The sequence below is a fragment of the Blastococcus sp. OS1-29 genome (assembly GCF_057628075.1).
Genome location: NZ_JBXXJK010000009.1, coordinates 89404 through 102909 on the forward strand (window position 1 = coordinate 89404; position 13506 = coordinate 102909).

The window sequence follows — 13506 nt, forward strand, 5'->3', positions numbered from 1 at the left end:
TCCCTACACTCGTGAAGGTGACCACGCCGCCCGGTCCGCACCTGACGCACGGTGCGCATCCCCACGTCGTCCCGCGGCATCCGCGCCTGGACCCGCTGGCGGACCGGTACGCAGCACGCACGCACGGCATGAAGACCTCGGAGATCCGCGCCCTGTTCTCCGTCGTCAGCCGGCCGGAGGTCGTGTCGCTGGCCGGCGGCATGCCCGCCGTCACGGCCCTGCCGCTCGACGCCGTGGGCTCGATGATCGGCGAGCTGGTCTCGGGCATGGGCGCGCAGACCCTGCAGTACGGCTCCGGGCAGGGCGATCCCCGCCTCCGGGAGCGGATCTGCGACGTCATGGCGCTCGAGGGCATCACCGACGCCTCGCCCAGCGAGGTCGTCGTCACCGTCGGCTCGCAGCAGGGCCTCGACCTGGTCACGCGCGTCTTCGTCGATCCCGGTGACGTCATCCTCGCCGAGGGCCCGTCCTACGTCGGGGCGCTCGGCGTCTTCCAGGCGGCCGAGGCCCGGGTCCGGCACGTCGCCATGGACGATCACGGGCTGATCCCCGAGGCGCTGGAGGAGGCGCTGGCCGACTGCCGCGCCGCCGGTGACCGCGTGAAGTTCCTCTACACGGTGCCCAACTTCCACAACCCGGCCGGGGTGACCCTGTCCGAGCCGCGGCGCGAGGCGATCGTCGCCCTCGCCGAGAAGCACGACCTGCTGATCATCGAGGACAACCCGTACGGGCTGCTGGGCTTCGAGGGCGAGCCCCTGCGTGCCCTGCGGGCGCGCAACAACCAGCGGGTCATCTACCTGGGGTCGTTCTCGAAGACGTTCTCGCCGGGGCTGCGGGTCGGCTGGGTGCTCGCGCCGCTCGCCGTCCGGGAGAAACTGGTCCTCGCCACCGAGGCGCAGGTCCTCTGCCCGCCGTCGCTCACGCAGTACGCGGTCGCGCGCTATCTGGACACCCAGCCCTGGCGCGAGCAGATCAAGCTGTTCACCGAGCTCTACCGCGAGCGGCGGGACGCCACGCTCGAGTCGCTGGCGGCCCTCATGCCCGCCGGCGCCGCCTGGACCAAGCCCGAGGGCGGCTTCTACGTCTGGCTGAAGCTCCCGCACGGCCTGGACGCCAAGCTGATGCAGCCGCGCGCGGTGAACGCGCACGTCGCCTACGTCCCCGGCATCGGGTTCTTCGCCGACGGCAACGGCCAGGAGTACATGCGGCTGTCCTACTGCTATCCCGAGCCGGACCAGATCCGCGAGGGCGTGCGCCGGCTCGCCCGGGTCATCGAGGCCGAGCTGGATCTGCACTCCACGTTCGACCGCGTGGACACCGGCTCCTTCCGCGCGATCCGCCCCGGCCAGGACGGCCAGAACATCGTCGGGCCGGCCAACAGCGACACCTACGAGGACGGCCGATGAGCGAGACCGCCCCCGCACCGGCAGCAGCGACCGCTACGGAGCGGCATCCGCTGCGCGCCGTCGTCCTCGCCGGCGGGCTGACCTTCGAGCGCGAGGTCAGCCTCTCCTCCGGCACGCAGGTCTGGGAAGAGCTGGTCCGCGCCGGGGTCGACGCCGAGGTCCGGGACGCCGACGCGAGCCTGCTGCCCGGGCTCGCCGCGTCACCCGCGGATGCCGTCTTCATCGCCCTGCACGGCGCGACGGGGGAGGACGGCGCCCTGCGCGCGGTCCTCGACCTCGCCGGCGTGCCCTACGTCGGCTCCCCGGCCGCGGCCTGCCGGCTCGCCTGGGACAAGCCGGCTGCGAAGTCCGTCGTCCGCTCGGCGGGGATCACCACTCCGGACTGGGTGGCGCTGCCGCACAGCACCTTCCGCGAGCTCGGTGCCGGCGCCGTCCTGGACCTCCTGGTGGCCCGGCTCGGGCTGCCGCTGATGGTCAAGCCCGCGAGCGGCGGCTCGGCGCTGGGAGTGCAGAAGGTCAGCCGGGTCGAGGACCTGCCCGCCACCATGGTCAGCTGCTTCGCCTACGGCGACACCGTGATGGTGGAGCGGTTCGTGGAGGGCGTGGAGCTGGCGTTGTCGGTCGTCGACCTCGGCAACGGCCCGGAGGCGCTGCCCGCCGTCGAGATCACCCCCGAGTCCGGGGTCTTCGACTACACGTCGCGGTACACGCCCGGCCTCACCGAGTACCACACGCCTGCCCGCGTCTCCGCCGACGTCGCGGCTCGGGCGGCCTCGCTCGCCGTCCGGGTGCACGAGGTCCTCGGGCTCGCCGACCTGTCGCGCACCGACGCGATCGTCGGGCCGGACGGCGACGTCCACTTCCTGGAGGTGAATGTGTCGCCCGGCCTGACCGAGACGTCGATGTTCCCGATGGCGGTCGAGGCGGCCGGCTACGAGCTGGGGGACGTGCTCGCGCGGCTGCTCACCAGGCGGTCGGCCGAAACGCGCTGAGCCGCTGCTCCAACGGCTCTGCTCTCCCTACCGCCGTGTCGATCGCTCCGGGACCAAACATTTCCCTCCGGGGTCGGGCGGACATTTCTCGCTGCCTCTCAGGCGGCCCGTCAACCACTTGACAGTGCGCGCGCCCGCTGCCTGACTGGCTAGGTGGACGATCCGACGGACGCGTCAGCGGCGGCCGCGAGGAACGACCTGTCCAGGCAGATGGACATGGCTCGGGCGATGGGGCCCGTGACGTACATCGAGCAGCGCCTCGAGCAGTACCAGGGCTGGTACGACCGGAAAGCAGTGGCCGTCAAGGCGCGCTACATGCGGATGCGGTCCACGTCCGTCGTGGTCGGCGCCGTCGTCCCCGTCCTGGTCAACGTCGACTTCGCCTATGTCCGTGTGGTCGCCACCGGAATGAGTGTCCTCGTCGTCGTCCTGGTCTCTTTGGAAAGCGTTTACCATTTCCGTGAGCAGTGGAAGAACTACCGGTCCACGGAGCAGTTCATCGGACACGAGAAGATCTATTTCGCTACTCGCACAGGAACATATTTCGGCACGGAGGACAGTCAGGCGTTCCGCCTTCTCGTGGAGCGTGTCGAGAGCGCCATCGCCGCCGAGAATGCCTCCACGCTGAACACGATGACGCTGGCCGGACAGGTGACCGGTGAGGACAAGAGCAGCTTCGGCTGATGCCGGGACGCCGATGATCCGGTGTCGGGCCTCGGCCGGAGATCGGAGACGGCCCCGGCCAGCTGGCGGGCGGCATCCGGGTTCCCGCGGGTGTAGTCGATGAGCTCCGCCTCCGCGAGGCCCTGGGGCAGGCGATCCGCCGCGACGACGACGGGGAGCAGCGTCTTCCCCAGGCTCCGGGCGTAGTCGCACTCCGTGGCCACCGCCTCCGAGTCGAGCATGGCCGGCGAGACGGCGACGATCATCGCGGAGCACCTGCGGATCTCGCTCAGGACCTCGTCCCACCCTGACCGGCCACGGAGAAGCTCGCGCTCCCTCCATGTCCGGTGGTGGAGCGCCTCCAGATCCTTCTCGACCGTGCGGACTGCTTCGACGTCGCTCCGCGCGGAGCAGACGAACACGCGAAGCCGCCGGAGGTCCGAGGGATGCTCGAACCCCGTCATGGCGTCACTCGCGTGTCGACCGGGACGTCAACGGGCGAAAGCGTGGTGGGCGGATGCCCCACCGGCGGCCTATTTCGACAGTGACGTTTCTGCTGGCGTCCCAGGGCGACCCGCTGGTGACGCCGCTCAGGCGTCTGGCCGCCGTCCGGTGATCTCGGGCGCCATGACGCCGATGATCCGCTGGAGATCGTCGACCGACCCGAACTCGACGACGATGCGACCCTTCGCCCGTCCGATCTGGATCTTGACCTTCGTCTCGAACATGTCCGACAGCCGGGTGCCGAGCTCCTCGACGCCCGGGGCGCTGATCTTCCGGGACCGGCGACGAGTCGTCGGCTCCTCGGCGGCAGCCATGGCGACCGCCTCCTCCGTCGCGCGCACGCTCATGCCTTCGGCGACGATCCGGGTGGCCAGCGCGTCCTGCGCGTCGGCGTCCTGCAGACCGAGGAGCGCGCGGGCGTGGCCCGCGGAGATGACGCCGGCAGCCACCCGGGTCTGCACCTTCACCGGCAGCTTCATCAGCCGGATCGTGTTGGTGACCTGTGACCGGCTCCGGCCGATCTTCGCGGCCAGCTCCTCGTGGGTGGCGCCGAACTCCTCGAGCAGCTGCTGGTAGGCCGCCGCCTCCTCGAGCGGGTTGAGCTGGACCCGGTGGATGTTCTCCAGGAGGGCGTCGCGGAGCATCGCGTCGTCCGTGGTGTCGCGCACGATGGCCGGCACCGTGTCCAGTCCGGCGGCGCGAGCCGCCCGGAGCCGGCGCTCTCCCATGATCAGCTCGTAACCGCCGTCCGCGTTCTCGCGGACGACGATCGGCTGCAGCAGACCGAACTCCCGGACGGAGTGGCTGAGCTCCTCCAGTGCCTCGTCGTCGAACACCTGGCGCGGCTGCTTCGGGTTCGGGACGACGTCGTCGACGCCGATCTCGCGCAACTGGGCTCCCGGGACGCCGAGGGCGCCCTCGGCCTCGACCGGCGCCGGCGGCGGCACGGCTGCCGGCGCGGTGAACGGCGGGGCGGCCGAAGGCGTCGCCGGGGGAGCGGGCACCAGGCTCACGGCGGGCGTCTCGTCGGAACGCTCGGGAGCGGACTCCGGAACCGGGGCGCTCGTCGGGATGAGTGCCGCCAGCCCTCGGCCCAGGCCACCGCGCTTGGTCATCGCCGCTCCTCGTTCACGGTTGAGATCGGTCCATCGCTGACGGAGAGCGCAGCGACCGGCGGCGCCGTCGTCGCCGGGCTGCCGGCCCGATCGACCGGCGGCAGGCCGACACCGCGCTCGGCGAGCTGGCGCGCGGCCTCCACGTAGCTGGTCGAGCCGCGCGACCCCGGGTCGTAGGTGAGCACCGACTGTCCGTACCCGGGTGCCTCGGACACGCGGACGTTCCGGGGGATGACCGCCTCGAGCACCACGTCACCGAAGTGGTTGCGCACCTCGTCGGCGACCTGGTCGGCGAGCTTCGTCCGGCCGTCGTACATCGTCAGCAGGATGGTGCGGACAGCGATCCCCGGATTGAGGTGCTGACGGACCAGGTCGATGTTGTTGAGCAGCTGACCCAGACCTTCGAGCGCGTAGTACTCGCACTGGATGGGGATCAGCACTTCGTCGCCGGCGACCAGGGCGTTGAGGGTGAGCAGCCCGAGGGACGGCGGGCAGTCGATGAGGATGTAGTGCGGACGCTGCTCCGGCGGCAGGCCGTGCACGTAGGCCTCGATGGCACGGCGCAGCCGGTGCTCGCGGGCGACGACCGAGACGAGTTCGATCTCGGCTCCGGCGAGGTCGATCGTCGCCGGGACGCAGAGCAGCTTCGGGCTCGCCGTCGTCGGGTGCACGACCTCGGCCAGCGAGCTGTCGCCGACCAGGGCGTCGTAGACCGAGGGAGTGCCCACGGTGTGCTCGACGCCGAGGGCCGTGCTCGCGTTGCCCTGGGGGTCGAGGTCGATGACCAGGGTGCGGAGGCCGTAGAGCGCGAGGGCGACGCCCAGGTTCACCGTCGACGTGGTCTTGCCGACGCCGCCCTTCTGGTTGGCGATCGTGATGACACGGATGCGGCTCGGCGCGGGGAACGGATCCTGGTCCGCCGCGTGCAGCACCCGGGTGGCCCGCATCGCCTCCATGGCGATGGGGCTGTCGAAGTCCGCCATGCCAGAGGACGAGCCGCCGGTCGACGACTGATCGGCGACGAGACTGCTGCGCAGCCGCTCGCCCGGGTCGGTCATCGTGGGTCCCTCCTGCAGAGCGTTTCACGTGGATCAGAACCACTGGCTGTCAGTCTCGCAGGCCCGGGTTTCACGTGGAACGGGACGGGTAGCGGGAGCTGTTCCACGTGGAACGCGACGTCGTCACCGGGTCCCACGCGTCATGACCACCACGGTAGTGGCAGCGTCGCCCAGCCCCGCACCGACAGCCCGCGCGTGGATGTCCCGCATGCCGGCGGCCTCGAGCTCGGGCACGAGGGCGGGCAGTCCGGCCACGGCGCTCGAACCGACGAGGGCGACCAGGAGCGCGCCCGGCTGCATCAGCCCACGGCACCAGCCGACCAGCCGGGGGAGGGGCGCCACCGCCCGCGCCGTGACGACGTCGACCGGGCCCACCGCCTTGGCGACCGATCGCTCCTCGGCCCGGCCGCGGACAACCCGCCACCGCAGACCGGACGGAGCCGCTAGGGCCCCCACCACCTCTTCGAGGAACTCCACGCGGCGGGCCATCGGCTCCACGAGGGTGAGCTCGAGGTCGGGACGAGCGATCCCGAGCGGGATCCCCGGCAGTCCCGCCCCGCTGCCGACGTCCACGACGCGGGCGCCCTGCGGCACGGCTTCGGCGACGACGGCGCTGTTGAACATGTGCCGCTCCCACAGGCGCGGCACCTCGCGCGGACCGATCAGCCCGCGGGTGACGCCGTCCGTGGCCAGGCGCGCCACGAACTCGGATGCCAGGGGGAGCAGGGCACCGAACACCGCCGCGGCGCTCTCGGGGGCCGGCGGAGGAACCGCCTCCCCCGCGCCATCGTGGTCGCTGGTCACTTGTCGGGCAGAACCACGACCCGGCGGTTCGGCTCCTCGCCCTCGGACTCGCTGTGCACCCCGGCCGCCGACGCGACGACGTCGTGGACGACCTTGCGCTCGAACGGGTTCATCGGGGCGAGCCGCTCGGGCTGTCCACTGGCCGTCACCCGGCGGGCCGTCTCGGCGGCCAGACGGGTCAGGTCGGCACGGCGCTTGGCCCGGTACTCGCCGACGTCGAGCATGAGCCGGCTGCGGACGCCGGTGGACTGCGCCACCGCGAGCCGGGTCAGCTCCTGGAGGGCCTCCAGCGTGGCCCCGTCCTGTCCGATCAGGTCGTCCAACCGGCCGCCGACGATCGCCACGGACGCGCGGTCGCCCTCGACGTCGAGGTCGATGTCGCCGTCCAGGTCGAGGATGTCGAGCAGCCGCTCCAGGTAGTCACCGGCCACGTCGCCTTCCCGGACGAGGGGGTCGTCGCCGGAACGGTCGTCGTCCTCATCGTCCTCATCGTCCTCATCGACCTCGTCCGTATCGCCCACCGGATCGACCACGGCGTCGCTGTCGTCGTCACTGATGACGCCGGCGTCGGGCAGTTCCTCGGTCGGGTCGGCTGCGTCGGTCTCGGGCGAGAGAACGGTGTCGGACGGGTGCTGCGGTGCACTCACGGAATTCCTCCCAGGTCGGGGCGGGTGGCGTAGGGCCGGGGCGTCGAGCGGAGACCGGACCGGTCAGCGGCGCTTGCGTTTCCCGCGGTTCGGTGGCGCCTGGTCGACCTTCGGGACGGCGGAGGTGTCCCCGTCGGCCGGGTTCCCGGCGGTCGTCGTGCCCTCCATGTCGCCCGTCACCGCGGCAGCGCCGTCCGTGCTGGACGCGGCGGGCGTGGTGGACGCCGCGGCCGTGGCCCCGGCGGGACGCCCGGGCTTGGGCCGGACCGGCTTGGCGCCGGGCTTCGGCGCGAGGGTGCGGGGGTCGACCACGGGCTTGCCCTCCGCGGCCTTCGCCAGGGCGGCCGGCGATCCGGGCGGCGGCATCTTGCGCAGGATGAAGAACTGCTGGCCCAGGGTCCACAGGTTGTTGGTGAACCAGTACAGCAGGACGCCGATGGGGAAGAAGAAGCCGGAGACGAAGAGGCTCAGCGGCATGCCGTAGAGCATCAGGCGCTGCACGGTGGCGGCCTGGCCCTCGACGGGACCGGAGCGCCGCATGATCTGCTTCTGGGTGAAGAACGTGGTCACGCACATGATCACGATGAGCACCATCGCGACCGTGCGGATGTTGCTGTACTTGGCGATCTCGAGGATCGCGTCCTGCTTGGGCCCCACCATGTTGAACGAGGACGAGATCGGGGCGCCGAACAGCTTCGCCCGTGCGGCCTGGTCGGTGAGGGTGTCGTCCCAGCCGTAGAGGCCCTTCACGTTCGGCGCGAGGCGCCGGAGCACGTGGAAGAGCGAGATGAAGACCGGGATCTGCGGCAGGATCGGCAGGCAGCCGGCCAGCGGGTTGACCCCGCGCTCCTTCTGCAGGGCCATCATCGCCTGGCTCATGCCCTGGCGGTCGCTGCCGTACTGCTTGCGCAGCTTGGCGATCTCAGGCTGCAGCTCCTGCATCGCCCGCTGCGACTTGACCTGCTTGACGAACAGCGGGAAGAGGATCAGCCGGATCGTCACGACCAGGAACATGATCGACAGCGCCCAGGACAGACCACCGGCCGGATCGAGGAACGTCGACCACAGGCCGTGCCACAGCTTCATCACCGTGGAGATCGCGGTGTACAGCCAGTCAAGCAACGGAGGACTCCTCCTGAGCGGCCGGGCGCGTGACCGGCAGGGCGGCATGTTCGGTACTGCACGACGAGCGGCCGGTCCCTGTGGTTCCTGGGACGAGGTCCACACCACCGGGATGCCAGGGGGCGCACTTGGCGAGGCGCTTGACCGCCAGCCAGCTCCCCCGGGCCGCGCCGTGCCGGGCGATCGCCTCGGCGGCGTAGGCACTGCAGGTCGGATAGAACCGGCACCGCGCCGGCAGTGCGGGGCTGATCGCCCGCGAGTAGAAGCCGACGGCGCGCAGCAGCAACCGGGCGATCATCGGGGGGCCGTCCCCACGCCCAGCAGCCGGTCGAGCCCCGCGACCAGGTCGCGGCGCAGGAGCGCGGACTCCGCGTCGGCCGCCTCGGGGCGGGCCCGCACCACCAGGTCTGCGGTCGCGGGCAGCCGATGCAGCTCGCCGGCGACGACGGCGCGCAGGCGTCGGGTCACCCGGTGACGGACGACGGAGTTGCCCACGGCCTTCCCGACCACGAAACCGGCCCGCGCACCGGGCGGGGACGCGACCGTCCCGCCCCGCTGCTCGGGCCGTTCGGCGAGGTAGTGGAGCACCATGGTCGGCCGCCCGGCGCGCCGGCCGGACCGGACGACCGCGGTGAACTCCGGACGCCGGCGCAGGCGTGCCTGCGCGGGCAACACGTCAGGCGGAGAGCTTCTCGCGACCCTTGCGCCGACGGCCGGCGAGGATCGCCCGGCCCGCGCGGGTCCGCATGCGCAGCCGGAACCCGTGGGTCTTCGACCGACGGCGGTTGTTCGGCTGGAACGTGCGCTTGCTCACGAGGTACTCCCACTACATGACATCGGCGGTGCGCATCCACCGGTGGGCGGGTGCGCGCGAGGCTCGGGGACGGCGGTGCGCCGCTCCCCGGTGACCCCGGAAGCTGGTTCCTGCGGACGCCGAGCGCCCACAGACTCCAGCCAGCATAACCGAGGAAGCGCGTCGGCCGACGGCCGGGCACGTCCCGACCGCTCATGGTCCACCCGGAGGCGTCCGGCGTGGGAGCGGCGCGCCGGGACGACGCGCCCGGCCGACCTGCCCGATCGTTGCCGGGCTGTGGATGGGGCTGTTAGCGTCGCCGTCGCTCCGCGTTGGACGTCAGGGTCATGACGCGTGGGCCGACCCCGTCGGGTAACCGACCGCCGTACCGCTCGTTCAACCGCCCGAACAGTGCACTGACCAGCAGACATGCCGGCCGGTGCGCGACCGGTGCGGGGCCCGGCACCATCGTCTCGCCGGCCGTGCACAGCCTGTGGACACCGGTGTGGACCCAGTGCGGACGCGCGTCCACAGATCGCTCCGCAGCCGGGGCATCGGGATGGGCGCGCCGGAGGTACCGGGAGCGGCCAGGGGTCGATTGCATGGGGAAGGAAGAACGGCATGGCCGATGCCACGCTCGACCTGGCGACCGTCTGGGACCAGATCCGCGAGCGGCTGGCGACGAGCCTGTCCCCTCAGCAGAACGCCATGCTGAACCTGACCCGCCCGCTGGGTCTCGTCGAGGACACCGCCGTGCTGGCCGCGCCCAACGAGTTCACCCAGACCGTGCTGGAGTCACGGATGCGGCGGGTGCTGGCCGAGGCCCTGTCCGAGCGCTTCGGTCGCGACATCCGGGTGGCCGTGCAGCTCGAGGACGCCCCGCCGGAGCCGGCGGCGGAGGAGCGCGACGAGGAGCCGACCCGTCGCCCCTGGTCTGCCGCGGAGGCGGCACTGGAGGCACAGCGGGCCGAGGAGGACCGCGCCAGCCGCGACCGGGCCGACGACGGCCGGAGTGCGTTCGGCGTCCGGACCGACGCGGTGGGCTCGGCTCCGTGGGACCGGGACGCCGGTGAGGAACTGACCGGCCGGGGCCTTCCCGACGCACGCGAGCTGCGGCCGGCCGACAACCCGCCCGCCCGCTCGGTGGACCGCGGGGCGCCCGAGGACTGGGCCACCACGACCTGGGGCAGTGCCGACAGCGGATCCGGCGACCGCGATTGGGGCGGCTCCGGCGACGGGCGTTCCGCCGACGTCCTGCCCTTCGACCTCGACACCGGGGGTGCCGACCCGCGTGGGCGGTCGGTCGCGAGCAACGGCACGGGCCGCGGACGCCGTCCGGAATCGGGCCGCCCGGCCGGGCTGGACCCGGGGCTGAACCCCAAGTACGTCTTCGACTCCTTCGTCATCGGGAACTCCAACCGGTTCGCCCACGCCGCCGCGGTCGCGGTGGCCGAGGCGCCGGCCCGTGCCTACAACCCGCTGTTCATCTACGGCGAGTCGGGGCTGGGCAAGACCCACCTGCTGCACGCCATCGGCCACTACGCCGCGCGGATGTTCCCCAACGTCAAGGTGCGCTACGTCAGCACCGAGGAGTTCACCAACGAGTTCATCAACCTGGTGCACTCCGGCCGGGCCGAGGACTTCCGCCGCCGGTACCGGGACATCGACTTCCTGCTGATCGACGACATCCAGTTCCTGGAGCGCGCGGAGCGGACGCAGGAGGAGTTCTTCCACACGTTCAACACGCTGCACAACGCCAGCAAGCAGATCGTCATCACGTCGGACCGGGCGCCCAAGAAGCTGACGACGCTGGAGGACCGGCTGCGCACGCGGTTCGAGTGGGGGCTGATCACCGACGTCCAGGCGCCCGACCTCGAGACCCGCATCGCCATCCTGCGGAAGAAGGCGTGGGGCGAGCGGCTGCAGGTCCCCGACGCGGTGTTGGAGTTCATCGCCAGCAAGGTGCAGACCAACATCCGCGAGCTCGAGGGCGCCCTGATCCGGGTCACCGCCTTCGCGTCGCTCAACAAGCAGCAGGTCGACCTGCCCCTGGCCGAGCTCGTGCTCAAGGACCTGATCAGCGACGAGCAGGGTCCGCAGATCACCGCGGCGATCATCATGGCGGCCACGGCGGAGTACTTCTCCGTGACGATGGAGGAGCTGCAGGGCAGTAACCGCAGCCGGACGCTGGTGAACGCCCGTCAGATCGCGATGTACCTCTGCCGCGAGCTGACGGAGCTGTCGCTGCCGCGCATCGGCCAATCGTTCGGCGGCAAGGACCACACCACGGTCATGCACGCGGTCAAGAAGATCACCAACCTCATGAGCGAGCGCCGCGCCACGTACACGCAGGTCACCGAGCTCACTGCCCGCATCAAGAGCCGCGCTCGGCAGTAGAGGCGCGACGGACGCGCTCGTCGCGCGGGGGGACAGCTCCTGGCCGCGCTGTCGTCCGGAGGACGACAGGGTCATGTCCCCTTCCCCCACACCTCTGTCCACAGCTGTGTGGAGAAGTCGACAGCGCCGGGCCCTTCACCCGAAGCGGTGACGCTGCGCACTTGACCGGTGACCAGCGTCGACTCGTCGAGAAGTTGTCCCCAGGAATGTGCACAGGCTGGGGAGATCTCGTAGGTGACAGGTCACGAGCGGTCACCGGGTGGCGGACGACGCCCCGCCGTTCCTAGCGCACCATCGGGCCGCTGACCAGGGGTTCCGCGCATCTTCTGCCGGTCCCGCCCGGTCCCTCCGCCCGCCCGGTCCGCCGGCCTGGGCACGACCTGGGGACAGCTACGGGAGACAGCGGGGACAGGGGGTGGAGAGCAGCCGACCCCGGTGCACAACCGTCGGTTTGTCCACGTGTCGACAACAGGAAAGCGCTGACCACCCACAACGGGCCAACAGGGCCATCCGGCACCTGAGCAGCACGAAGGGGTCCGTTCCCCAGCTTCCACACCCGTGATGACGAGGATGAGTTAGTTATCTCGAGAATCCTTGAACCACACTCTGGGTGGGGACGCTGCGCTCAGAGGGGCTCCCAGGGCTGAAGAGCGCTCATCGGGGGACGGGGTTTCCCCCCGAGGGCACCCAGCAGGCAACATGAGCACCGCACCGCGCCGGGAAGACAGCCCGCACACGAGTGCTGTCGAGGACGCTGATGAAGATCGGGTGGGTTCAGAGATGAAGTTCCGGGTGGCACGTGAGGTGCTCGCCGACGCCGTCGCCTGGACGGCGCGCAGCCTGCCGCCGCGCCCGTCGGTGCCCGTGCTCGCCGGGATCCTGCTCGAGGTCGACGGCAATCAGCTGTCGGTCTCCGGCTTCGACTACGAGGTGTCCGCCCGCGCCGAGGTGGATGTCAACGCGACCGAGAGCGGCCGCGTCCTCGTGCCGGGCCGGCTGCTGGCCGAGATCACCCGCGCCCTGCCGCCGCACCCGGTCGACATCACCGCCGAGGGACCGCGCCTGTCCATCGCCTGCGGCAACGCGCGGTTCAGCCTGCCGACGCTGCCGGTCGAGGACTACCCCTCGCTGCCGTCGATGCCGTCGTCGGCCGGGCTGGTCGACAGCGATGTGTTCGCCGAGGCGGTCAGCCAGGTGGCCGTCGCCGCCGGCCGTGACGACACGCTGCCGATGCTGACCGGCGTCCGCCTGGAGATCGAGGACGACCTGATCACCCTGGCGGCCACCGACCGTTACCGGCTGGCCGTCCGCGAGTTCGCCTGGCGCCCGGAGACCCCCGGTGTCTCCGCCGCGGTCCTGGTGCCGGCCCGCACGCTGGCCGACGCCGCGAAGACGCTGACCAGCGGGCCGGAGATCGTCCTGTCCCTGTCGTCCGGCAGCTCCGGTGAAGGCATCCTCGGGCTCTCCGGCAAGGACCGGCAGACGACGACCCGGCTGCTCGACGCCGAGTTCGTGAAGTACCGGGCGATCATGCCCAACGAGTCGGCCGCCAACGCCGTCCTTCCCGTCGGGCTGTTCACCGACGCCGCCAAGCGCGTGGCCCTGGTCGCCGAGCGCGGGACCCCGCTGCGCTGCGAGTTCACCTCGGGTCAGGTGACGCTGCGTGCCGGCGGGACGGACGACGAGGGACAGGCCGAGGAGCGCTGCGACGTGGAGTTCGACGGCGAGCCGCTGACCATCGGCTTCAACCCGACGTTCCTGCTCGACGGTCTGGCCGCGGTGCACACCGCGCGGGCGCGGATGGACTTCACCAGCCCGCTCAAGCCCGCCGTCCTGTCCGGCGTCAACGAGCCGGCCACGGACGACGACGGCAAGCCCGCCGAGCGGCCCGGTACCTACCGCTACCTGATCATGCCGGTGCGGCTCCCCGGCTAGCTCGGCCTCGGTTCGACGCACAGGGCACGATGAACACCGAATCGCAGAAGCGCTGAGAGGGGACGACATC

The 13506-nt window shown here is 71.3% G+C and carries 13 protein-coding genes and 1 pseudogene; 5 read left to right on the plus strand and 9 right to left on the minus strand.

What is annotated here, in order from left to right:
• Window positions 1-17: 17 nt before the first annotated feature.
• From AC2H4J_RS21290 to AC2H4J_RS21300, 3 genes are all read left to right on the plus strand, one after another.
• The gene (locus tag AC2H4J_RS21290) at window positions 18-1406 is read left to right on the plus strand and encodes an aminotransferase-like domain-containing protein (RefSeq protein ID WP_487466915.1); all 1389 of its coding nucleotides are present in this window, start codon (window positions 18-20) and stop codon (window positions 1404-1406) included.
• The gene (locus tag AC2H4J_RS21295) at window positions 1403-2398 is read left to right on the plus strand and encodes a D-alanine--D-alanine ligase family protein (RefSeq protein WP_487466916.1); all 996 of its coding nucleotides are present in this window, start codon (window positions 1403-1405) and stop codon (window positions 2396-2398) included. Before AC2H4J_RS21290 ends, AC2H4J_RS21295 begins: the two co-directional genes overlap by 4 nt.
• 153 nt (window positions 2399-2551) lie before the next feature.
• Window positions 2552-3082: a DUF4231 domain-containing protein gene (locus AC2H4J_RS21300; protein ID WP_487466917.1), complete on the plus strand. Its 531-nt coding sequence runs from the start codon at window positions 2552-2554 to the stop codon at window positions 3080-3082.
• 71 nt (window positions 3083-3153) lie between these two features.
• Here the strand turns inward: AC2H4J_RS21300 and AC2H4J_RS21305 are convergent.
• From AC2H4J_RS21305 to rpmH, 9 genes and pseudogenes are all read right to left on the minus strand, one after another.
• A pseudogene (locus AC2H4J_RS21305) lies at window positions 3154-3525 on the minus strand (toll/interleukin-1 receptor domain-containing protein); the annotation flags it as partial.
• Window positions 3526-3651: 126 nt separating this feature from the next.
• Window positions 3652-4680, minus strand: a complete 1029-nt coding sequence (locus AC2H4J_RS21310; RefSeq protein WP_487466918.1) for a ParB/RepB/Spo0J family partition protein — start codon at window positions 4678-4680, stop codon at window positions 3652-3654.
• Complete coding sequence (locus tag AC2H4J_RS21315) at window positions 4677-5738, minus strand: ParA family protein (RefSeq protein WP_487466919.1); 1062 nt, start codon at window positions 5736-5738, stop codon at window positions 4677-4679. Before AC2H4J_RS21315 ends, AC2H4J_RS21310 begins: the two co-directional genes overlap by 4 nt.
• Window positions 5739-5861: 123 nt before the next feature.
• Window positions 5862-6542: a 16S rRNA (guanine(527)-N(7))-methyltransferase RsmG gene (rsmG, locus tag AC2H4J_RS21320; protein ID WP_487466920.1), complete on the minus strand. Its 681-nt coding sequence runs from the start codon at window positions 6540-6542 to the stop codon at window positions 5862-5864.
• Window positions 6539-7189 carry a Jag family protein gene (locus AC2H4J_RS21325; protein ID WP_487466921.1) on the minus strand — a complete coding sequence of 217 codons (651 nt, stop codon included), beginning with the start codon at window positions 7187-7189 and terminating at the stop codon, window positions 6539-6541. Before AC2H4J_RS21325 ends, rsmG begins: the two co-directional genes overlap by 4 nt.
• A 63-nt stretch (window positions 7190-7252) precedes the next feature.
• Window positions 7253-8311 (minus strand): membrane protein insertase YidC, encoded by a 1059-nt coding sequence (gene yidC / locus AC2H4J_RS21330; RefSeq protein ID WP_487466922.1) that lies wholly within the window; start codon window positions 8309-8311, stop codon window positions 7253-7255.
• Complete coding sequence (yidD, locus tag AC2H4J_RS21335) at window positions 8304-8609, minus strand: membrane protein insertion efficiency factor YidD (protein ID WP_487466923.1); 306 nt, start codon at window positions 8607-8609, stop codon at window positions 8304-8306. The genes yidC and yidD overlap by 8 nt, the downstream gene beginning before the upstream one ends.
• Entirely contained in the window at window positions 8606-8986 is a 381-nt protein-coding gene (rnpA, locus tag AC2H4J_RS21340; protein ID WP_487466924.1) for a ribonuclease P protein component, read from the minus strand. Before rnpA ends, yidD begins: the two co-directional genes overlap by 4 nt.
• A gap of 1 nt (window position 8987) precedes the next feature.
• Window positions 8988-9125, minus strand: a complete 138-nt coding sequence (rpmH, locus tag AC2H4J_RS21345; RefSeq protein WP_040338882.1) for a 50S ribosomal protein L34 — start codon at window positions 9123-9125, stop codon at window positions 8988-8990.
• A gap of 600 nt (window positions 9126-9725) precedes the next feature.
• Here rpmH and dnaA point away from each other — a divergent pair.
• Both dnaA and dnaN read left to right on the plus strand, forming a co-directional pair.
• Window positions 9726-11501, plus strand: coding sequence for a chromosomal replication initiator protein DnaA (gene dnaA, locus AC2H4J_RS21350; protein ID WP_487466925.1), 1776 nt, complete (start codon window positions 9726-9728; stop codon window positions 11499-11501).
• Between the two features lie 768 nt (window positions 11502-12269).
• Entirely contained in the window at window positions 12270-13436 is a 1167-nt protein-coding gene (gene dnaN / locus AC2H4J_RS21355) for a DNA polymerase III subunit beta (RefSeq protein WP_487466926.1), read from the plus strand.
• Window positions 13437-13506: the final 70 nt, after the last annotated feature.